This window comes from Pseudomonas sp. H3_E07 (assembly GCF_054668895.1).
Window position 1 is genome coordinate 5,485,076 of sequence record NZ_CP162795.1, and the last position, 20,066, is coordinate 5,505,141.

At 58.7% G+C, this 20,066-nt stretch carries 20 protein-coding genes; 11 read left to right on the top strand and 9 right to left on the bottom strand.

What is annotated here, in order from left to right; genetic code table 11:
• Positions 1 to 94: 94 nt before the first annotated feature.
• The 4 genes from AB4O08_RS25435 to AB4O08_RS25450 are packed head-to-tail and all read right to left on the bottom strand — an operon-like array spanning position 95 to position 3,556.
• A complete protein-coding gene (locus tag AB4O08_RS25435) occupies positions 95 to 1,363 on the bottom strand; it encodes an NAD(P)/FAD-dependent oxidoreductase (protein WP_044287304.1) in 1,269 nt (422 codons plus the stop codon).
• Positions 1,360 to 2,112 carry an amino acid ABC transporter ATP-binding protein gene (locus AB4O08_RS25440; protein ID WP_010209910.1) on the bottom strand — a complete coding sequence of 251 codons (753 nt, stop codon included), beginning with the start codon at positions 2,110 to 2,112 and terminating at the stop codon, positions 1,360 to 1,362. Before AB4O08_RS25440 ends, AB4O08_RS25435 begins: the two co-directional genes overlap by 4 nt.
• A complete protein-coding gene (locus tag AB4O08_RS25445) occupies positions 2,109 to 2,777 on the bottom strand; it encodes an amino acid ABC transporter permease (RefSeq protein ID WP_021491600.1) in 669 nt (222 codons plus the stop codon). The genes AB4O08_RS25440 and AB4O08_RS25445 overlap by 4 nt, the downstream gene beginning before the upstream one ends.
• Positions 2,774 to 3,556, bottom strand: a complete 783-nt coding sequence (locus AB4O08_RS25450; RefSeq protein WP_305375112.1) for an ABC transporter substrate-binding protein — start codon at positions 3,554 to 3,556, stop codon at positions 2,774 to 2,776. The genes AB4O08_RS25445 and AB4O08_RS25450 overlap by 4 nt, the downstream gene beginning before the upstream one ends.
• A 215-nt stretch (positions 3,557 to 3,771) precedes the next feature.
• Between AB4O08_RS25450 and AB4O08_RS25455 the strand changes: the two genes are divergently transcribed.
• Positions 3,772 to 4,551: an IclR family transcriptional regulator gene (locus tag AB4O08_RS25455; RefSeq protein ID WP_010209913.1), complete on the top strand. Its 780-nt coding sequence runs from the start codon at positions 3,772 to 3,774 to the stop codon at positions 4,549 to 4,551.
• 174 nt (positions 4,552 to 4,725) lie between these two features.
• Here AB4O08_RS25455 and AB4O08_RS25460 read toward each other — a convergent pair whose 3' ends face one another.
• Positions 4,726 to 5,970, bottom strand: coding sequence for a saccharopine dehydrogenase family protein (locus tag AB4O08_RS25460; protein ID WP_010209914.1), 1,245 nt, complete (start codon positions 5,968 to 5,970; stop codon positions 4,726 to 4,728).
• Positions 5,971 to 5,998: 28 nt separating this feature from the next.
• Complete coding sequence (locus tag AB4O08_RS25465; RefSeq protein ID WP_010209915.1) at positions 5,999 to 7,096, bottom strand: carboxynorspermidine decarboxylase; 1,098 nt, start codon at positions 7,094 to 7,096, stop codon at positions 5,999 to 6,001.
• Positions 7,097 to 7,373: 277 nt separating this feature from the next.
• Here AB4O08_RS25465 and AB4O08_RS25470 point away from each other — a divergent pair, with 277 nt between their 5' ends.
• Genes AB4O08_RS25470 through AB4O08_RS25500 form a run of 7 tightly spaced genes read left to right on the top strand, consistent with a single transcriptional unit; the run spans position 7,374 to position 14,189 of the window.
• A complete protein-coding gene (locus AB4O08_RS25470) occupies positions 7,374 to 8,393 on the top strand; it encodes a LacI family DNA-binding transcriptional regulator (protein ID WP_010209917.1) in 1,020 nt (339 codons plus the stop codon).
• Positions 8,377 to 9,381 (top strand): ABC transporter substrate-binding protein, encoded by a 1,005-nt coding sequence (locus AB4O08_RS25475; protein WP_047541626.1) that lies wholly within the window; start codon positions 8,377 to 8,379, stop codon positions 9,379 to 9,381. Before AB4O08_RS25470 ends, AB4O08_RS25475 begins: the two co-directional genes overlap by 17 nt.
• Positions 9,382 to 10,200, top strand: coding sequence for an ABC transporter permease (locus AB4O08_RS25480; RefSeq protein ID WP_042572215.1), 819 nt, complete (start codon positions 9,382 to 9,384; stop codon positions 10,198 to 10,200).
• Positions 10,197 to 10,991: an ABC transporter permease gene (locus tag AB4O08_RS25485; RefSeq protein ID WP_460114481.1), complete on the top strand. Its 795-nt coding sequence runs from the start codon at positions 10,197 to 10,199 to the stop codon at positions 10,989 to 10,991. The genes AB4O08_RS25480 and AB4O08_RS25485 overlap by 4 nt, the downstream gene beginning before the upstream one ends.
• On the top strand, positions 10,988 to 12,019 hold the full coding sequence (locus AB4O08_RS25490; protein WP_010209921.1) for an ABC transporter ATP-binding protein: 1,032 nt from the start codon (positions 10,988 to 10,990) through the stop codon (positions 12,017 to 12,019). Before AB4O08_RS25485 ends, AB4O08_RS25490 begins: the two co-directional genes overlap by 4 nt.
• 9 nt (positions 12,020 to 12,028) lie before the next feature.
• Complete coding sequence (locus AB4O08_RS25495) at positions 12,029 to 12,862, top strand: phosphodiesterase (RefSeq protein WP_042572216.1); 834 nt, start codon at positions 12,029 to 12,031, stop codon at positions 12,860 to 12,862.
• A gap of 7 nt (positions 12,863 to 12,869) precedes the next feature.
• Positions 12,870 to 14,189, top strand: a complete 1,320-nt coding sequence (locus tag AB4O08_RS25500) for an OprD family porin (RefSeq protein ID WP_010209925.1) — start codon at positions 12,870 to 12,872, stop codon at positions 14,187 to 14,189.
• 170 nt (positions 14,190 to 14,359) lie between these two features.
• On the opposite strand, the gene AB4O08_RS25505 is transcribed toward AB4O08_RS25500, so the two are convergent.
• Both AB4O08_RS25505 and AB4O08_RS25510 read right to left on the bottom strand, forming a co-directional pair.
• Complete coding sequence (locus tag AB4O08_RS25505) at positions 14,360 to 14,818, bottom strand: GNAT family N-acetyltransferase (RefSeq protein ID WP_045792424.1); 459 nt, start codon at positions 14,816 to 14,818, stop codon at positions 14,360 to 14,362.
• Positions 14,815 to 15,201 (bottom strand): GFA family protein, encoded by a 387-nt coding sequence (locus AB4O08_RS25510; protein WP_047541634.1) that lies wholly within the window; start codon positions 15,199 to 15,201, stop codon positions 14,815 to 14,817. The genes AB4O08_RS25505 and AB4O08_RS25510 overlap by 4 nt, the downstream gene beginning before the upstream one ends.
• A 330-nt stretch (positions 15,202 to 15,531) precedes the next feature.
• Between AB4O08_RS25510 and AB4O08_RS25515 the strand changes: the two genes are divergently transcribed.
• The 3 genes from AB4O08_RS25515 to AB4O08_RS25525 all read left to right on the top strand — a co-directional run bounded on the left by AB4O08_RS25515 (position 15,532) and on the right by AB4O08_RS25525 (position 18,774).
• Positions 15,532 to 17,205 carry an AAA family ATPase gene (locus AB4O08_RS25515; protein ID WP_047541637.1) on the top strand — a complete coding sequence of 558 codons (1,674 nt, stop codon included), beginning with the start codon at positions 15,532 to 15,534 and terminating at the stop codon, positions 17,203 to 17,205.
• A 3-nt stretch (positions 17,206 to 17,208) separates the two neighbouring features.
• A complete protein-coding gene (locus tag AB4O08_RS25520; RefSeq protein ID WP_152609443.1) occupies positions 17,209 to 18,015 on the top strand; it encodes an HNH endonuclease family protein in 807 nt (268 codons plus the stop codon).
• Positions 18,016 to 18,165: 150 nt separating this feature from the next.
• Positions 18,166 to 18,774 (top strand): LysE family translocator, encoded by a 609-nt coding sequence (locus tag AB4O08_RS25525; RefSeq protein WP_176332325.1) that lies wholly within the window; start codon positions 18,166 to 18,168, stop codon positions 18,772 to 18,774.
• A gap of 86 nt (positions 18,775 to 18,860) precedes the next feature.
• On the opposite strand, the gene AB4O08_RS25530 is transcribed toward AB4O08_RS25525, so the two are convergent.
• Positions 18,861 to 20,015: a DUF1624 domain-containing protein gene (locus AB4O08_RS25530; protein ID WP_176332326.1), complete on the bottom strand. Its 1,155-nt coding sequence runs from the start codon at positions 20,013 to 20,015 to the stop codon at positions 18,861 to 18,863.
• Positions 20,016 to 20,066 lie beyond the last annotated feature (51 nt).

Here is a 20,066-nt window from a genome sequence, read left to right on the forward strand (position 1 = left end):
CCAGACGAGGATTGAGTTCGACTGGCTCAGGCTAGCAGGGTGCGTCGGTTCAGTAACCTGTGAGTGTTGACAGCTCTTTAGAGTGTTTAGCGATTCAAACGATGTTCAACCGGTCCAACAGGCTATACCACGCCACCCCCGCCCCGATGTAGAAACGCTGCAACCCATGCATCGGTAGCCGTTGCAACGGTGTCACCGGGTAGGCGAACTCCGCCTGGCTGTCACACAACTTGCCCGCCAACTGTTGCCCCAGGCTGGTACACAGTGCGATCCCGCGCCCATTGCAGCCCAGTGCCAACGTTAAACCCGGCGCGGGCTGGTGAACGTGGGGCATGAAGTCCCGCGTGATCGCGATACGTCCGGCCCAGCGATACTCGAACTGCAGTGGCCCCAACTGCGGAAACAGCAGCGCCAGCGAGCGTTCCAGGTGGGCGAAATCTGTCGGTGAAGTGGGGTCGTTGAACAGTCCGCGGCCGCCCATCAACAAGCGCCCATGGCTGTCCTTGCGAAAGTACAGCAGCAGCCTTTGCGCGGTGGAGACGGTTTCCTGGCCCGGCAGGATGCGCTCGGCGACGCTGCCACTCAACGGTGTGGTAGCGACGATAAAGCTGTTTGCCGCAAGGACGCTCTGCGCCATGCCCGGCCACAGGTTGCCGCTGTAGCCGTTGGTGGCCAGCACGACTTGATCGGCCATGACCCGTGCACCCGAAGCCGTCTGCAATTGCCAGCCCGCTCCCTGGCGCCGCAAGTCTGTCACCGCGCTCTGCCCATGAATGCGTACACCCGCCGCCAATGCCGCGCCCACCAATCCACGGGCATACGCCAACGGTTGAATCGCCCCTGCACGACCATCCAGCCAGCCGCCGGCAAATGCGTCACTGCCCATGCGTGACGCCACCGTCGACGCATCCAGACGCTGCACCGGCACACCGCGCCGCGCCCACTGATCCGCTCGCGCGTGCAGCCCGGCGACGCCTTTTTCGGTGTATGACACCTGCATCCAGCCCTTGCGTACCGGCGCGCAATCAATGCCGTGCTTTTCGATCAGCTTGAACACCAGGTCTGCTGAACTCGACACGGTCGAGATCAACGGTTCGGCGCGCTCCGGCCCGAACATCTGCACCAGTTGCTCGGGGTCGTATTTGAGCGTGGGATTGACCTGCCCACCATTGCGTCCAGATGCCCCCCAGCCGGGCTCATTGGCTTCCAGCACGCACACGCTGACACCACACTCGGCCAAGTGCAGTGCGGTCGACAAGCCGGTGTATCCCGCCCCGACAATCGCCACATCCACCTTCATCGACTCCCTCAACGCAGGTGTCGGCACCACCGAGGGCGCCGTCGCGGACCACAATGACTTCATGACAGGCTCCGCGTATCGCCAGTGGGGTGCAGCACCCGCCGCAGGAAATCCTGGGTACGCGGATGCTGCGGATTGCCCAGCACCTGTTCCGCCGCACCACTTTCGACGATGTAACCGCCATGCAGGAAACACACGCGGTCGGCGACTTCGCGGGCAAAGCCCATTTCGTGGGTGACCACAATCATAGTCATGCCTTCGTCGGCCAAGGTGCGCATCACCGCCAGCACATCGCCCACCAGTTCCGGGTCGAGGGCGGAGGTGGGTTCGTCGAACAACATGGCGTCGGGTTTCATCGCCAAGGCGCGGGCGATGGCCACGCGTTGTTGCTGGCCGCCGGAGAGTTGCTCCGGGTAAGCATCGGCCTTGGCGCTCAGGCCGACCTTTTCCAGCAACACCAGGGCTTCTTCGCGGGCTTGCGTGGGCGGTTCGCCTTTGACGTACACCGGGCCTTCCATCACGTTTTCCAGCACGGTGCGATGGGGGAACAGGTTGAAGCGCTGGAACACCATGCCCATGCGGCTGCGCAGGGCGTGCACGGTCTTGCTGCCGCGCTGCACGGTTTCGCCGAACACGGTGATCACGCCGCCGTCGTAGGCTTCCAGTGCATTGATGCAGCGCAGCAGGGTGGATTTGCCCGAGCCCGAGGGGCCGATCAGGCACACCACTTCGCCCTTGGCCACGTTCAGGTCGACACCGTGCAGTACGCGGTGGCTGCCGTAGTGTTTGTGCAGTTGGTGAATGTTGATCATGCTTTTTTCCTCCGACCCAGGTGTTGTTCCATGCGGCGCAGGCCATACACCAGCGGCAGGCTCATCAGCAGGTAGAGCAGGGCGACCAGGGTGTAGACGGTCATGTTCTGGAAGGTCGACGAGGCGATCAGCTGGCCCTGTCGGGTCATCTCGGCCACGGTGATGGTCGACACCAGGGACGAGTCCTTGAGCATCATCACCAGGGTGTTGCCGTAGGGCGGCAGAGCGATGCGAAACGCTTGTGGCAGGATCACCCGGCGCATCATCAGCGCCGAGCGCATCCCCAAGGCTTCGGCAGCTTCGCGCTGGCCTTGTTCGACGGCAATGATGCCGGTACGGAAGTTCTCGGCCTGGTACGCCGAGTAGGCGATGCCCATGCCGATCACACCCGCATAGAACGCGGTGAGGTGTACGCCCATGTCGGGCAGTACGAAGTAGATGTAGAACAGCTGCACAATGATTGGCAGGCCACGGATCACGTTGATGATGGTGCTGGCCGTCCACGACAGTGCACGAATCGGCGACAGCTTGAGCAGCGCCAGTACCAACCCGAGCGCACTGCTGAGCAGGAACGACAGCACGGTGATCTGGATCGTCACCCAGGCGCCTTGCAGCAGGATCGGCAGGAAGTCCAGGGCGTTTTGCAGGAACTCAGCCGGCTTCATGGGCGCACCTGGGTATCAAGTCCCCACTTCTTGAGGATGCTGTCGAGGGTGCCGTCAGCCTTGATGCTGGCGATGGCGGTGTTCAGGCGCTCCAGGGTTTGTGCATCGCCCTTGCGCACCACCAGGCAGACTTCGCCGACGTTGCTGGGCGTGTAGTCAGGAGCGAGCTTCACGCCTTTGAACAGCTTCTGGCGGATCTGGTAGGCCACCACTGGCTGGTCGCCCACGGCGGCCTTGATGCGGCCCAGGGAGAGGTCGCGGACCATCTCGCCGATGGAATCGTAGGTGCGGATCTCCTTGAAGATGCCGAGCGTGTTCAGCTGGTCATAGAAGATCGTGCCGGCCTGCACGCCGACCACCTGATCCTTGAGTGGCATGAGATCAGGGTAAGCGGCGTTGTCGTCGGCATTGATGATCAGGCCTTCACCGTACGCGTAAACCGGGGCGCTGAAGTCGACGACCTTGGTGCGCTCTTCGGTCTTGAGCATGCCGGCGGAAATGAAGTCGAGCTTGCCAGAGGTGAGGGAGGGGATCAGCGCGGCGAAGTTGGTCTGCTCGATCTGGCTGGTGAAACCGCCGGCCTTGCCTACGGCTTCAGCGACATCAACCATCACGCCCTGAATGCTGTTGCTCTTGATGTCGAGGAAGGTAAACGGCGAACCACTGGCCGTTGCACCGACTTTGTAAGAGGACGCACTTTCTGCGTGCACGGCGGTAACGCAGAACGTGGCGCAGAGGCCGAAGGCAAGGCGGCGAAACAAGGGCGAAAGACTGTTCATCGGGTTACTCCAGAAGGAAAACGGAAAGTCAGTACCGCAAGCGGCTGCCGATGAAATCGCAAGCTCTGTGCCATTTCGATTAATAAAAATCGTATATCGCTGCACAAAATAGAAAAAATGAAGCAGTCGTATCGATATGCGATATTAGATGGTCTATTTTTGTAATTTAAGGTAGAAATATCGCCACGCCTGATCGACCTGACCACGAGTACGCCATGTCCGAAGATCGCAACAGTCTGCACAACCAATCCCTGGAAAAAGGCCTGTCGGTGCTCAAGGCATTCAGCGCACAGCGCCGCAGCATGAGCCTTGCGGAGGTGGCCGAGGCCGCCGGCATGACCAAAAGTTCGGCCCAGCGCATGGTATTTACGCTCGAAAGCCTGGGTTACCTTCGGAAACACTCGCGCACACGGCATTACCAACTCACACCTCGGGTGTTGGAGTTGGGCTTCAGCTATCTGGATGCGCATTCGTTGATCGAGGTGGCCAACCCGTTTTTATCGGAACTGACGCGATTGACCGGCGAGACGTCGTGCCTTACCGAGCCTGCGGGCTACGACATGACCTACATCGCACGCTTCGTCAGCTCGGGTTTCGTGCCGGTGCACATGCCGATTGGCTCGCGGGTACCGATGTACTGCACGGCGTCGGGGCGGGCGTATTTGAGCGCGTTGCCGCAGGAGGAGGCGTTGGTGTTGATCGAGAACAGCCAGCGCATTGCGCATACCAGCCAGACATTGACCGAGGTCGACAGGATTCTGGAGTCGTTGCAGCAAGTGCGCGAGCAGGGCTATGCGGTAAATGGCCAGGAGCTGTTCCTGGGCGACATGACCATCGGCGCGCCGGTACTGGGTGCCAATGGCCGGCCGGTGGCAGCGGTGCATGTGGTGGCGCCGACCAGTCGGTGGAGCAGGGCGGATGCGCAGAAGCAACTGGCGCCGGCGTTGTTGCAGTGTTCGCGGGCGCTGAGCAATTCAGCGCGGAACCTCGAATAACCGACAACCTCTGTAGGCGCTCGCGAAAAACCAACAGGCACCGCGTGCATCCAGAATGCCCGCGTCTTCGTTGACGTTCTTCGCGAGCAGGCTCGCTCCTACAGTAGGGTGGGTTGGCATCAAAAAAAATGCGCCCCTCAGGACGCATTTTTTGTTCGGTCAACGATTGCCTATTCAGGCAATTGCATCCCAGGCACGATCACCGTGCTCGTCTTTGATCCGCGTCGGCAAGCCCATCACGTCCAGCGCTTTCAGGAACGGCTCGGCTGGCAGTTCCTCGACGTTGGCCATGTGCTTCACATCCCATTCGCCACGGGCGACCAGCAGCGCAGCGGCCACCGGTGGTACGCCTGCGGTGTAGGAGATGCCCTGGCTGTCGGTTTCGGCAAAGGCTTCTTCATGGCACGCCACGTTGTAGATGAACAACTCGCGTGGCTGGCCATTCTTGGTGCCCTTGACCAGGTCTCCAATGCAGGTTTTGCCGGTGTAGCCCGGTGCGAGCGAAGACGGGTCGGGCAGCACGGCCTTGACCAGTTTCAGCGGCACGACTTCCAGGCCTTCGGCGGTGGTGACCGGCTTCTCGGAGAGCAGGCCGAGGTTCTTCAGTACGGTGAACACGTTGATGTAGTGTTCGCCGAAACTCATCCAGAAACGCACGTTGGGCACGTCGAGGTTTTTCGACAGCGAGTGCACTTCATCGTGGCCGGTGAGGTAAAGGTTCTGCGAACCGACTACCGGCAGGTCGTCGGTGCGTTTGACTTCGAACATGGTGTTGCTGGTCCACTGGCTGTTCTGCCAGCTCCACACCTGTCCGGTGAACTCGCGGAAGTTGATTTCCGGGTCGAAATTGGTGGCGAAGTATTTGCCGTGGGAGCCGGCATTGACGTCGAGAATGTCGATCGAATCAATGCGGTCGAAATGCTGTTGCTGCGCCAGCGCGGCATACGCGTTGACGACACCCGGGTCGAAGCCCACGCCAAGGATGGCGGTGATGTTCTTCTGTTTGCACTCTTCCAGGTGGTTCCACTCGTAGTTGCCGTACCACGGCGGGGTCTCGCAGACCTTGCCCGGCTCTTCGTGGATGGCGGTGTCGAGGTACGCAACGCCGGTGTCGATGCAGGCCCGCAGGACCGACATGTTGAGGAACGCGGAACCGACGTTGATGACGATCTGCGATTCGGTCTCGCGGATCAGGGCCTTGGTCGCTTCCACGTCCAGGGCGTTCAGCGCGAAGGCTTGGATATCGGCGGGAACCTTGAGGCTACCCTTGGCCTTGACGCTGTCGATGATGGCCTGGCATTTGGAGATGTTGCGCGACGCGATAGCAATACGACCGAGTTCGTCGTTGTGCTGCGCGCACTTGTGGGCCACCACCTTGGCGACACCTCCTGCACCAATGATAAGAACGTTCTTTTTCAATTGCTTTATCTCTCCTTTATCCGCCAGCTTACGAAAGGCTGGACAGGTAGTCGTCGTAACCAAATTCACGAACCACTTCGACAGTACCGTCGAGTTGTTTCACTACGATGGACGGCATTTTCAGGCCGTTGAACCAGTTTTTCTTGACCATGGTGTAGCCTGCGGTGTCGATGAACGACAGCCGATCGCCGATGGCCAGCGGACGATCAAATTGATACTCGCCGAAAATGTCCCCGGCCAGGCAGGATTTGCCGCACACCATGTAAGTGTGTTCGCCATCGCTCGGTGCCAGCTTGGCATTGAGGCGATAGATCAGCAGGTCCAGCAGGTGGGCTTCGATGGAGCTGTCTACCACGGCGAGGTTCTTGCCGTTGTAGAGGGTGTCGAGCACGGTGACTTCCAGGGAGGCACTGTTGGTGATCGCCGCTTCGCCGGGTTCCAGGTACACCTGCACGCCGTACTGTTCGGAGAACGCTTTCAGGCGCGCGCAGAACGCGTCCACCGCGTAGTCTTCCCCAGTGAAGTGGATGCCGCCGCCGAGGCTGACCCACTCGACCTTGTGCAGCAGCGCGCCGAAGCGTTCTTCGATCACGCCCAGCATCTTGTCGAACAGGCTGAAGTCGCCGTTCTCGCAGTTGTTGTGGAACATGAAGCCGGAGATCTGCTCGATCACACCTTCGATCTTCACCGGGTCCCATTCGCCCAGGCGGCTGAATGGACGCGCCGGGTCGGCCAGCAGGTAGTCGGAACTGCTCACCTGTGGGTTCACGCGCAGGCCACGGGTCTTGCCTTCGGAACGTTCGGCAAAACGCTGCAGCTGGCTGATGGAGTTGAAGATGATCTTGTCGCAGTTATCCAGCATCTCTTCGATTTCATCGTCGGCCCAGGCCACGCTGTAGGCGTGCGCCTCGCCTTCGAACTTCTGGCGACCGAGCTTGAGCTCATACAGCGACGACGACGTGGTGCCGTCCATGTATTGCTGCATCAGGTCGAACACCGACCAGGTGGCAAAGCACTTGAGCGCCAGCAACGCCTTGGCGCCGGACTGCTCGCGCACGTAAGCAATCTTCTGCATGTTGACCAGAAGCTTCTGTTTATCGATGAGGTAGTACGGCGTTTTGATCATTTTTGAGAGCCTGCGGCGGTGCCTGCCAAAAAAGGACACGCATTGTGCCCGCACTTGGATTGAATCGAAAGGTTAGTGGGCGGATTTTGCGTGCCCGATTTTTCCAGACTAGCCCAGGAGTATGACTGTCTATGGATAGACACCGGCCCACATTTGGATCGCTGTTCATCCTGCTGCAGGGTATTTGCTGTCATCAAACCGTAACCCTCCCACCACCGTCCTGCCATATTCCCCCGCTAGTGTCCTCGCCAATGAGATCGATCTCAAGCGAGTGACAATGACTGACCTGAAAGACGTAGCACGGCTGGCTGGGGTATCCCGCGCCACCGCCGCCCGTACCTTTGCTTCCCCTGACCAGGTGCGCCCGACCACCCGTGAGCAGGTGTTCGCCGCCGCCCGTGAGCTGGGCTTTCGCCCCAATCTGCTGGGCCGCCAACTGCGCCTGCAAACCACCCAGTTGATTGGGGTGGTGGTGCCCAACCTGCTCAACCCGGTATTCGCTGAACAGTTCCAGGCCATGGAACGTGCGGCGCGGGCGCGCGGCTACAGCCTGTTGCTGGCGACCACCGACTACAGCAGCGAACGCGAGTGCAGTGTGGTCGAAGAGCTGCTGCGCCAGCGTGTCGACGGCCTGGTGCTGACGGTCACCGATGCCGAAAGCAACAGCGTGCTCAGCAGCCTTAACACCGAACAGACCCCGTTCGTGCTGGCCTACCACCAACCGAGCAACCCCAACTACAGCGCCGTATCGGTCGACAACCGCGCCGGCATGGCATTGGCTACCCGTTATCTGCTGGATGCGGGCCATCGACGCATCAGTATGGTCGCCGGCCCCGCGTTGCAGTCCGACCGTGCCCGCCTGCGCTACGCCGGTTATTGCGATGCCATGCTCGAATACAGCCTTGAGCCCCGCTCAGTGATCGAAATGCCGGCCCACACCCAGGCCGAATTCGCCGCCATCCAACCCGTTCTCCAAGGTGCTGATGCGCCCACCGCGCTGGTGTGTTCCAACGACTTTCTGGCAATCAGCCTGATCGCCGAACTGCGCCGTAACGCCTGGAACGTGCCCGAACAACTCTCGGTGATGGGTTTCGACGGCATCAGCCTCGGCACTCAGATGCACCCGACCCTGTGCAGCGTGGTGCAGCCCATCGCCTTGCTGGCCAGCACCGTAATTGACCAACTGCTGGCGCAAATCGCCGGCAATGCCCCGACGTCCCATTGCCTGCCTTGCCATATCCGGCCGGGCGACAGTACTCAACCCCACGAGGAAACCCACGATGCGCGCACTCAGTAAAACCCTGGCAGCCGTGCTGCTCTGCGGTGCGGCCAGCCTGGCCCAGGCCGCCGACACTGCAATCTGCTACAACTGCCCGCCGGATTGGGCCGACTGGGGCACCCAACTCCAGGCCATCGCCGCCAGCACCGGTGTGCAAGTGCCGCTGGACAACAAGAACTCCGGCCAGTCTCTGGCACAGTTGGTGGCGGAAAAAGCCGCACCGGTGGCGGACGTCGTTTACTACGGCGTGACCTTCGGCCTGCAGGCGCAAAGAGCTGAAGTGGTCGACACTTACAAACCCAAGGCCTGGGACCAGATTCCTGCAGGTTTGAAAGACCCCGCCGGCCATTGGTTCGCGATCCATTCCGGCACCTTGGGCATTATGGTCAACGTCGATGCGCTCGGTGGTTTGCCGGTGCCGCACAGTTGGGCTGACCTGCTCAAGCCGGAATACAAAGGCATGGTTGGTTACCTCGACCCGTCCAGCGCCTTTGTCGGCTACGTCTCGGCAGTGGCGATCAACCGCGCCATGGGCGGCGACCTGGACAACTTTGCGCCGGCCATCGATTACTTCCAAAAGCTCGCGAAAAACACGCCCATCGTGCCCAAGCAAACGGCCTATGCGCGCGTGCTGTCTGGTGAGTTGCCGATCCTGGTGGACTACGACTTCAACGCTTACCGCGCGCGCTACAAGGACAAGGCCAACGTCGCCTTCGTGATCCCGGAGGAAGGCAGTATCAGCGTGCCCTATGTGATGAGCCTGGTGGCTAACGCGCCGCACCGCGCCAATGCGCAAAAGGTCCTCGATTTCGTGCTGTCGGACGAAGGCCAGGCACTCTGGGCCAAGGCCTACCTGCGCCCGGTGCGCCCGATGAAAATGCCGGCTGACGTAGCTGCACAGTTCCTGCCCGACAGCGACTACGCCCGCGCCGGGGTGGTGGACTACGAAAAAATGGCCGCCGTGCAGGAAGCCTTCGCCGCCCGTTACCTGAACGAGGTCAAGTAAGTGGCAGCATCGTCAAGACATGCGGTCTGGGCGCTGGCCCCGGCCTTTGCGGTGCTGCTCGCGTTCTGGCTGTTGCCGCTGGCGCACTTGGTGGTGCTCGGTGCCGACAGCCGCGACAGCAACGGCAGCGGGTACTGGCAGGTGCTCAGCAGTGCGCAGTACTTGGGCAGCCTTGGGCAAACGTTGGTCCTGGCCGTGGTGGTAACGCTGGTCGCGTTGGTGATTGGCGGCATCAGCGGGGTATTCCTCGCCCGGCAGCAGTTTTTCGGGCGCTCGGCGTTGGTGGCATTGCTCACCTTTCCTTTGGCCTTTCCCGGTGTGGTGGTGGGCTTCCTGGTGATTTTGCTGGCTGGCCGACAAGGCCTGCTGGCCTCACTGGGCCTGCAACTGGTCGGCGAGCGCTGGATTTTTGCCTATTCGTTGGCGGGACTGTTTGTGGGCTACCTGTACTTCTCGATTCCACGGGTGATCCTCACGGTGATGGCCGCGTGCGAAAGCCTTGACCGCAGCCTGGAGGAGGCCGCGCATTCCCTCGGCGCCGGGCATTGGCGCGTGGTGTGCGACGTGATCGTGCCGGGCCTGGCGCCCGCGTTGGCGTCTTGCGGCGCGATCTGTTTTGCCACGTCCATGGGGGCCTTCGGCACGGCCTTTACCTTGGGCACGCGACTGAATGTCACCCCGGTGGCGATCTACAACGTATTCACCAACTACGCCAACTTTGCCGTCGCCGCTGCGCTGTCGGTGGTGCTTGGCGTGGTGACCTGGGCGGTGTTGCTGCTCACGCGACGCCTGGTGAAAAACGCGGGAACTGTGCTGTGAAACGCTCATCACTGTTTGTGCTGCAACTGCTGTTCACCCTGCTGGTGTGTGCCTTCATGTTGGTGCCGGTGCTGATGTCTTTGCTGGCCGGCTTGACCCGCAACTTTTTCGTGGGGCTGTCCAGTGGCTTGACCTTTGATTGGTTGATCCAGGTGTGGCAGGCCTATTCGCCCACCGTGTGGTTGTCGCTGCAATTGGCGCTGGCCTGCGCGCTAGGTGTCTGCGTGATCGGCGTGCCGGCGGCCTACGCCCTGGTGCGGATGAACAACCGCTTCAGTCGCGCCTTCGAAGAGTTGATGGTGCTGCCGGTGGCGATGCCGGGGTTGGCCAGTGCGCTGGCCTTGCTGCTCACCTACGGCCAGTTCGGCAGCTTTCGTAGCAGTTGGCTGTTCATCCTGGTTGGCCATGTGCTGTTCACCTTGCCGTTCCTGGTACGCCCGGTGATGGCGGTGATGCAACGCCAGCAACTGCCGCTGCTGGAGGAGGCGGCGGCCAGTCTGGGCGCGGGTCCGATCAAACGCTTTTTCAGCGTGGTGGTGCCCAACTGCCGGGCGGGGATTCTGGCGGGTGTGCTGATGGTGGTGACCTTGTCCCTGGGTGAATTCAACCTGACCTGGATGCTCCACACCCCCATGACCAAGACGCTGCCCGTGGGCCTGGCCGACAGCTATGCCTCGGCGCGCCTGGAAATCGCCAGTGCCTACACCCTGATCTTTTTGCTGATGATCTTGCCGCTGCTGATTGCGTTGCAGGCCATCAGTGCCCGTTTGTCCCGTGGAGAACGTCGATGACCGCTATCACTATCCGCCTGCAAGGCTGTCGCAAGGCGTTCGCCGACGGCACCGTGGCCGTGCATGACTTGAACCTGACCGTCGAGGGCGGCGAAACCCTGGCGATCCTTGGCCCATCCGGCTGTGGCAAAACCACCACGTTGCGCCTGATCGCCGGCCTGGAGCGCCCGGATGTGGGCCAGGTGCTTTTCGGCGATCAGGACGTGACCCGCCTGCCCATCGAGCGCCGCGATGTGGGCATGGTGTTCCAGAACTATGCGCTGTTTCCCAACCTGAACGTGGCGGGCAACATTGTTTATGGCTTGAAGATTCGTGGCATGGGGGGAGTGGAGCGCGAGAAGCGCTGCGAAGAGCTGCTGGAGCTGGTGGGCTTGCAACACCACGGCAAGCGCAGCATCCACGAACTTTCCGGCGGCCAGCGTCAGCGCGTAGCACTTGCCCGCGCCTTGGCGCCACGTCCGAAAGTGCTGTTGCTGGACGAACCGCTGGCGGCCCTCGACGCGCAATTACGTGAGCGCCTGCGCAGCGAACTGAATGACCTGTTGCGCGGTCTTGGCATCACCTCGGTGTTCGTCACCCATGATCAGGGCGAAGCCATGGCCCTGGGCGATCGCATCCTGGTCATGGAGCACGGCCGTGTGGCGCAACTGGCCAGCCCGCGTGACATCTACCACAAACCTGCCAACGCCTTTGTCGCCGGCTTCGTCGGCAACCTCAATGCCTTTCCGGTCATCGAACCGTCGGCCCATGGCTTGAAAGTCTGCGGCGGCGAGTTGCCGTGGCACGCCGCCGAGCTGCCCAGCACAGTCTATTGCCGCCCCGAACACCTGAGGGTGATGGAGGGTGAGGGGCACCTGCACGGCCACCTGCTGGCGCAGTTCTTCCAAGGCGCGCAAAGCCGCCTGCTGGTGGATGTGGGCGGCCCGCAACCGCTGTTGGTCGACAGCAGCGACAACCAGTTGTACGCCGTCGGCGCGCCAATTGCCCTGGCGATTGCGCCGCACATGTTGTTCACCCTGAATGCTTGAGAATCTATTGTGAATCGACCGTTTCTTGTCGCGCAGATCAGCGACCTGCACCTTAAAGCCGGCCAGCGTCTCACTTATGGGGTCGTCGACACCTTGGGCGCATTGCGTCGCGCCGTCGACCACCTGAACGCCAGCGACCCGCGCCCCGATATTGTGGTGATCAGCGGTGATCTGGTGGACTTCGGCCGCGCCGATGAATACGCCGTGCTGCACCCCGAACTCGCCCGACTGCACATGCCGTACTACCTGGTCCCCGGCAACCACGACAGCCGCGGGCCGTTGCTGGAGGCGTTCCGTGATCACGCGTATTTGCCGTTGTCCGCAGAGGGTCCATTGGACTGGGTGGTGGACGAGCATCCGCTGCGCCTGATCGGTCTCGACTCCACCCTCCCGGGCAGTCACGGCGGCCAGCTGCATGACAGCCAATTGCAGTGGCTGGACGCGCAATTATCCTTGCGTCCGGAGGCGCCGACCTTGCTGATCCTGCACCACCCGCCGTTCATCAGCGGCATTGGCCATATGGACCGCGAACCCTTCATCAATGCGGCCGCGCTGGAGCAGGTCGTTGCCCGCCATCCGCAAGTGGAGCGCCTGCTCTGTGGGCACTTGCACCGCCCCATGCAGCGCCGTTTCGGTGGCAGCTTGAGTTGTGTGTGCCCCGGCACCTCCCACCAAATCGTACTGGACCTACAAGAAGCGGCGCCCGCGCATTTCAACCTGGAGCCGGCGGGCTATCTGTTGCATCGCTGGGAGGCGCAACAGGGTTTGATCAGCCACAACGGCGTATTCGGGGACTACCCGGGGCCGTATCCGTTTTATGACGCTCATGGGTTAATTGACTGAGGTTGTGATGAAAGCCACTTTGAATGTGTTAAGCGTGTTGACCGGCAGCCTGGGCGTTGCCCTGAGCCCTTTGGCGTCGGCTGATTTCTTGAGCGACAGCAAAGCCAACTTGAGCATGCGCAACTTCTACTTCAACAACGACAACCGGGATGGCACCGCCGCCCCGTCGAAGACTGAAGAGTGGGGCCAGGCGTTTATCCTCAACTACCAGTCGGGCTTCACCGACGGCACCGTGGGGTTTGGTCTCGATGCCATCGGCATGCTCGGCATCACCCTCGACAGCGGCGCCGGTCGCCATGTGGGCAGCTCGATGATCCCCAACGATGACGGCAAGGCCACCGATAACTGGGCCCGAGGTGGCGCCACGGCCAAGGCACGTTTTGCCAAGAGCGAACTGCGCTACGGTTACCTGCGCCCGAACCTGCCGATCCTGGTGAGCAACGACGGCCGCCTGTTGCCGCAGTCGTTCGACGGTGGGCAAATCACCAGCAAGGACATCGACAACCTGACCCTGATCGGCGGCCAACTGCAACACACCACCGGCCGTGGCTCCAGCGACCGTAGCGGTCTGGCGGTGGCGGGCGGCACCCAGGAAAGCAACACATTCAACTACGCCGGTGCCGATTATCAGGTGACCAAGGACCTGATGCTCCAGTACTACTACGCCAACCTCGAAGACTATTACCAACAGCACTTCGCCGGGCTGATCCACGTGTTGCCCCTGGGCGACTACGGCTCGTTGAAAACCGACCTGCGCTACTTCAAGACCACCTCCGACGGCAAGAACAGCAGCGTCGCCGGCCGTGCCGAAGGCTACAAGCTCGGCGGCTACACCAAGAACGGCACGGGTGAAATCGACAACAACACGTGGAGCGCGGCGTTCATCTACTCCCTGGGCCCGCACGCGATCACCGCCGGTTACCAACAGGTCTCGGACGACAGCAACTTCGCCCAACTCAACCAGGGTGGCCTGGTGAATAAAGGGGAGGGCGGTTCCAGCCTGTACCTCTATACCGACCGTACTGTGCAAACCTTCATCCAGGCCGGCGAGCGCACCGCCTTTGCGCAATACGCCTATGACTTCGCGTCACTCGGCGTACCGGGGTTGAAAGCCTCGGTGATGTACTTGAAGGGTGACCACATCCTCACCGCCAGCGGCAACGATGCGAGCGAGTGGGAGCGGGACATCTCGTTGGATTACGTGGTGCAGAGCGGGACGTTCAAAAACGTCGGGTTTGGCTGGCGCAACGGTGTATCGCGCAGTGAAGTGGCGCGGGATCAGGATCAGAATCGGGTGTTTGTAAATTACTCGATTCCGTTGATGTAACGTCCCTTCAAACACCGCAAAGCCCAATGTGGGAGCCGTCGAACCCAGTGAGGTCGCGATGACCGCAGCACTGTCGATAGAGATGCCGCCTGACACACCGCTATCGTCGCCTCGCTGAAGCTCGACAACTCCCACTTTCGCGCTCTGTCATTGAGCCTGCAGCATCCGTCTCAGCTGTGCCTCAAGGTTTTTGTGTGGGTGGCCGTGTCATCAGCCACTTGATCAAAACCACAGCGAAGGTAGAAAGCTGCCGCCTCAGAGGAATCGGTGGACAGACGTACCTGGTAAAAATGCACGGCAGCGTTTTCCAGCAATTGATGCACCAAGGCCTTTCCAGCCTGCCGCCCACGGTGATTGCGCTCTACGTAGACCCGGCGAAGCCGTCCAACGCCCGGTCCCGCAAAGGGATCACAAGACAGACCGCCGACTGCGATCAACTGCCCTTCACAAAACATCCCTAGAAAGCATTCACCCGGTTGATCAAATCGATGGGTGCCATCTTCCCACTCTGTGATCAATCGTGTCAGGAACCTGAAACCTTCGGCGACTGCCTGAACTTCGAGCGCGCGGATCTGCACCGGAAGTTGCTCCAGTTTACGTATCGAGACGTTTGCGTTGCGCTGACTCAAAGGAACTGTCCGTGAGGCCAGATTGCCTTGGACTCAATGCAACTGTGTGCCTGGTTCTGTGCTTTGAAGGGGGTATCGAGAGTGCCCAGCGCAATCGATATCCATTTTGGGTACTTTCCTTTTGCGTCGCTCCAGAACGGCGGTGAACCGCATTCCGAGCAGAACTGACGGGTAATATCTGGTGAGGACTCATTGCTTTTCAGCGCGTCACGCACAGCCTGGATAGTCACTTCTGATCGGAGCGCGCTGGCATACGTTGCGAACGCAACGCCATGGCCTTTCTGGCATTTTTTGCAGTGGCGGTGGGTGGCGGCCTTGAGCTGAGCAGTGACTTGATAGGTAACTGCGCCGCGGAGGCAGCTACCTCGGGTAATGGCATCCATGGGGGCTGTCCAAAACGTTCGTCCGACACTATACCAATTAGGACTAGCAATACTAGCATTCCAAGGGCTATGGAATCTCAAGAGATGCCCGTAAGGTTTTGCAACTAAGTCTCCCGAATCTGAAAGTACGGATTGAGCGTTAAGCACGTATTCGGTTTTCGGTATTACTACAAGCTGTTCAGTGGATTAGCTGGAGTGATGGCGTTATGATATCCTTTGAGCGTTTGTGGAGTTTTGTTGTGGTGTGATGCACTGATGGTTTTAATATTAAATATCGAGTAAGCGCATTTTTCACGTGCGAGTACTGACGTGTCCTAGGGAGTGGGTATTATGGTTAATTGGAATATAAAAGTAGGTGAGACTTTTGAGTTGCCCGTAAAAGAAGGCGAGATGTTGATCGCCGCAGGCAGTACGCATTGGAATGACTTTGGGTATAGTTACAATGTCGGTGTCAGGGTAATGTACCACGGAAACGTCATTTATTTTTCACTGTACCTTATACCGTTTGATAAAACGGGTCGAGCAATTCAGCGCGTGTCTGAGGCTCTCGCTAATGGGTGCGACAACTTTGTCTCGATTATGGCAAGCCCCAAGTCCTATAAAGAATTGGCGGCCTCGCTTGAGTTTGCTGACTACGTTTCGCTGCTTCGCTATCTGAATGATGTGTCCGCCATTAAATATATAGCCCGGGAAAGAATTTCGTTCGTCGATGGGGTGGTGAATTCAGAACCCTTTCGGCTGGGTGTACTGCGATCATCAAAAGCATTTATGTCACTTTTGAACGGTGTTGAAAGTTCTTTTACAGTTGAACCGGACGAAGACGCCCGGAAAGTATTTGATATTGACGTGAAAGTGCCCGGGTCGCTGGAATCATTGAGCATGAAGTTTCGGTATGTTGATCATGAGTATTTTCAAGATCGGGTCCATTGCATCATAGGTAAAAATGGAGTCGGAAAAACTCAGCTGCTGAGAGGGATCGTGATTGCGTCGGCCCGTTCTCATGATCAGTTGCACTCTAACGGTCCCACCACTGTGCTCAGAGACCGCCAAGGAATGGCTATTGAAGATGAGGGATGCATTATAGGTTACGGCGTTGACGGCTTTAACTTTAAACGAATCGTGGCTTACAGTTCCGATTGGGCGACAGTGCTGCCTGTTGCCGCGGACGTGGGCCGGTTTGATTTTAAGTTTTTCAATTTGGGTGTTGAGGCTAGTACCGATGATTATGCAGATAATCTATCTTATTTGCTCGCTTCCATTGTCAGGGTAAATGAGGGAGGTTTGAGCTTGTCCAAGTGGGACATCCTCAGCAATGCTCTAAGCGGGGTCGCAACAATGGAACGCTTGGCTATTCCATTGCTTGATAGTTGTCCAGATTATTGTTGTTTTAAAGATGTGGCCGGGGGGAAGTGGGCGTACATATCCAAACTATCTGGCGAGCAAAGAATATTAGATACACTTGGAAGTATTGATAAATCTAGGGATCCAAGCTTTTTCTCTTTTGCGGCCCAAACACCGATTAAATTGAGCAGTGGGCAGCGAAGTATGTTCAGGTTTGCGTTGCATTTTATTGCGCATGCGGGTTTTGGCACCTTATTAATTATTGATGAGCCTGAAACATATTTACACCCTAACCTAGTTAGCGATTATATGATGCTGCTTTACAGTATCTTGGAACAAACGCGGTCTGTTGCAATTGTCGCGACGCATTCGGCGTATGTGGTGCGGGAAACACCTACGCATTGCGTGCATGTGTTAAAGAAAATCGACGGGGTGGTCAAGGCGCATCATGTATATGTGAAAACATTGGGGGCGAGCGTGTCTGAACTGTCATATGCGGTGTTTGGTGATAGTACGGTATCCGCTTATCATGAAAAAATTAGCGAAGCGATCTCTAAGTCTGGGCTTTCCTTCGAGCAAGTCATTCAGTCTTATGGCGATATTTTTAGTGCGTCTATGTTGGTTGAGATCAGGTCGCGCTTAGAAAATTCGCAAGGCGACTGACCAATGAATACGTTCGATTACGTCAGCAGGGATGATGCTTTTAGTTTGAGGGAGTTGGTGTGCCGATACGGCTCGCTGGCGGGTAAGAATAAAGTTTTGGCGGCCGCGTACGCTCAGTATGTTTTAACTCAAGGGGACCCACAGATGGGATCGATTGGGTTGACTGAGGAACAGGCAAGATGTTTTTCAAGCGCTTATAATAATAAGTCACGGAAGTTTGGGCTCTCTTGGATTGAAGGTCTGACAGCGCACCGTCTTAATACCTGCCCTATGTGCGGGGGGCTGGGTGGAAAAACAGTTGAGCATTACTTACCTAAAGGACCTTATCCAGAGTTTTCTGTGTTTAGCTATAACTTATTTCCCTCCTGCGAGTCTTGCAATTCAACGCGAGGGAGTAGGCATAAAAAAGGCGTTGCGTATAAGTTGCTACATCCATTTTTTGATGTGGATATTTTGTCCAATGTTGTACTTGTTACCGAGCTCGACTTGAGAGTCGGTGGTGCAGGATTTAATCTTGTTTTTAATGAGAGTGCGTTTACTGATGTTGAGATAAGAAGAGTCAGATTTCACATTGATATGTGTTTGGATGTCAAGGCGTTTGAAGGGGTTAGTCGTAGTTATTTGGATGAATGCTCTGTAAGGGCGCGGATGAGTAATACATATCAAAATTTTAACAGTTCACTCCGCACCGAAGTGCAGATACTTGAGGGGACTAGTTCTGGGAACAGCTGGAGGGCGGCACTTTTTAGAGGGCTGCTCTCAATGTCAAAGAGTGAAGTTGAGGCGGCTATCAGTGTTGCTTTTAGATGAATGGGCGTCAGCTACCTTACACAAGTCTCACGCTGCCTTTGCCTGTCATAGTCATGGGGGCCTATTTATCATATGCCAACCACAAACGTACAAGAATCCCCCCAACGCCCCTCAGTAGACTCGCCGCACTCTTTCTACTGCAGGTCTCCCATGGACATCTTCCTCTACGCCTTCAGCGTCATGTACAGCCCCGGCCCCGTAAATTTCATGGGCCTTAACGCCGGGCTCACGGGGCAGTTCCGTCGCTCCACCGGGTTTTTCGTCGGCGTGGGGTGCGCGATGCTGGTGTTGTTCATGCTGTTCGGCTACACCGGCGAAGCGATCATTTCTCAGGCGGCGTTGCCCTATATCTCATTGATTGGCGGCGTGTACACCTTGTACCTGGCTTATCAGGTGTTCACCGCGCGCACGGTGGTCGATGAAGAAGCCTCAACCGCTCCGACCAGGACCCTCACGTTCTGGAACGGCCTGGTGATCCAGTTGCTCAACCCCAAGGGCATCATGGCGGTGCTGCCAATCACCAGCGTCATGCTGCCGGCGGCGCATATCACTGGGGTCTCGATTGCGGCGGTGTCGGGGTTGCTGGCCTTTGGCGCGTTTGGCGCGCCGTGGATCTATGCGTTGCTCGGCGCACTCCTGGGACGGCGGATCAACGGGACGTCAGCGTTTACGGTGTTCAACCGCTGTATGGGCCTGGCGCTGGCGGTGTGTGCGTATTTCATGTTTCACGCGTTCTATCTGCATCTGGTCGCGACATGAAGGGCCCTGGGCGCCTCGGTAGCCTGCATAGACCGAGGTGATGCAATCGCAGGCAAGCCAGCGCCCACAGAAAAGCTGTCCGGATTCTATAGATATTTGAGCCAGGCCAGGTCGCGGCGCCGCGCCTTCAGCCCGGCGAACCAATGTACCGGCGGGTACAGCGCCAGCGGCAGCAGCAGCGCCACCAGCCAAATGGCGCCCATGCCGTCAAAGCCGAAGTAGTTGCCGTGATTCAGGCCAAACAGCGCCACGCACACGACGTAGAGGATTTTCAGCACATACAGGTGCAGCAAATAAAAGAACATCGGCGCCGCCCCGAAAGTGGCGAGCATGCTGATCCAACGCTTGGCCCCAGCTTTTTCAAACGCCAGCAACAGCAACAATCCGATACCCAGCGTCAGGGCCAAAAACAGCAACGAAGGCGGGTATTTGGTGATGTTGAAAAAACTCATCAGGGTCTGCACGCCGTTGTCATAGGCTTGCCATGGTGTGTCGCCATACCCATTGGCCGCTCGCACCACCACGAACCCCACCCACGCACTCACACCGCCGAGCAACAGATAACGTTGGCGCAACGTCGGCTGCATGCTTTTGGCAAACCACGGGCCCAGGCAATAACCCAGGGCTATCACACCGATCCACGGCAGCACCGGATAAGTGATGCGCAGGCGCAGCGAGTCGCCCACCTCGATCCAACTGCGCTCATGCAGGATCGCCCATGGAACATGCAGTGCCGAACCGGTCTCGAAGTGCAGCCCGTCCAGCAGGTTGTGCCCGGCGATAATCACCACCGCAAACGCAATCAACAGCGGACGCGGCAACCACACCAGCGCAGCAAGGGCGATCATGCTCACGCCAATCGCCCAGATCACTTGCATGTAGATCACGCTGGGCGGCAACTGGAAGGTCCACGCGAAGTTGACCAAGGTGAATTCCAGCACCACCAGAAACAGCCCGCGCTTGAACAGGAACGCCGACACGTCGCGTCGGCCCTGGTATTTCTGGCCATACAGCCAGGCCGATAACCCCGTGAGCAACACAAACACGGGCGCACACAGGTGGGCGAGGGTACGGCTGACAAACAGCGCAGGCTCGGTGCTGTCGATGGTCATCGGGTCGCTGACCTGGCGGTGCAGCAGGAAGGTTTCGCGCACGTGGTCCAGCAGCATGAACAGGATCACCAGGCCGCGCAGGGCATCGATGGAGAGCAGGCGTTGGCGCAGGGGAACAGCATCGGTCATGGGCGGGGTCACAGGGCAGGGCGGAAGTGGGGTGTTATCCTATAACATTAG

Excerpts from the sequence above, each read along its gene's own strand:
- AB4O08_RS25435 (WP_044287304.1), bottom strand. The coding sequence starts at position 1,363 with ATGAAGTCATTGTGGTCCGCGACGGCGCCCTCGGTGGTGCCGACACCT.
- AB4O08_RS25440 (WP_010209910.1), bottom strand. The coding sequence starts at position 2,112 with ATGATCAACATTCACCAACTGCACAAACACTACGGCAGCCACCGCGTA.
- AB4O08_RS25445 (WP_021491600.1), bottom strand. The coding sequence starts at position 2,777 with ATGAAGCCGGCTGAGTTCCTGCAAAACGCCCTGGACTTCCTGCCGATC.
- AB4O08_RS25450 (WP_305375112.1), bottom strand. The coding sequence starts at position 3,556 with ATGAACAGTCTTTCGCCCTTGTTTCGCCGCCTTGCCTTCGGCCTCTGC.
- AB4O08_RS25455 (WP_010209913.1), top strand. The coding sequence starts at position 3,772 with ATGTCCGAAGATCGCAACAGTCTGCACAACCAATCCCTGGAAAAAGGC.
- AB4O08_RS25465 (WP_010209915.1), bottom strand. The coding sequence starts at position 7,096 with ATGATCAAAACGCCGTACTACCTCATCGATAAACAGAAGCTTCTGGTC.
- AB4O08_RS25470 (WP_010209917.1), top strand. The coding sequence starts at position 7,374 with ATGACTGACCTGAAAGACGTAGCACGGCTGGCTGGGGTATCCCGCGCC.
- AB4O08_RS25475 (WP_047541626.1), top strand. The coding sequence starts at position 8,377 with ATGCGCGCACTCAGTAAAACCCTGGCAGCCGTGCTGCTCTGCGGTGCG.
- AB4O08_RS25490 (WP_010209921.1), top strand. The coding sequence starts at position 10,988 with ATGACCGCTATCACTATCCGCCTGCAAGGCTGTCGCAAGGCGTTCGCC.
- AB4O08_RS25500 (WP_010209925.1), top strand. The coding sequence starts at position 12,870 with ATGAAAGCCACTTTGAATGTGTTAAGCGTGTTGACCGGCAGCCTGGGC.
- AB4O08_RS25510 (WP_047541634.1), bottom strand. The coding sequence starts at position 15,201 with ATGGATGCCATTACCCGAGGTAGCTGCCTCCGCGGCGCAGTTACCTAT.
- AB4O08_RS25515 (WP_047541637.1), top strand. The coding sequence starts at position 15,532 with ATGGTTAATTGGAATATAAAAGTAGGTGAGACTTTTGAGTTGCCCGTA.
- AB4O08_RS25520 (WP_152609443.1), top strand. The coding sequence starts at position 17,209 with ATGAATACGTTCGATTACGTCAGCAGGGATGATGCTTTTAGTTTGAGG.
- AB4O08_RS25525 (WP_176332325.1), top strand. The coding sequence starts at position 18,166 with ATGGACATCTTCCTCTACGCCTTCAGCGTCATGTACAGCCCCGGCCCC.
- AB4O08_RS25530 (WP_176332326.1), bottom strand. The coding sequence starts at position 20,015 with ATGACCGATGCTGTTCCCCTGCGCCAACGCCTGCTCTCCATCGATGCC.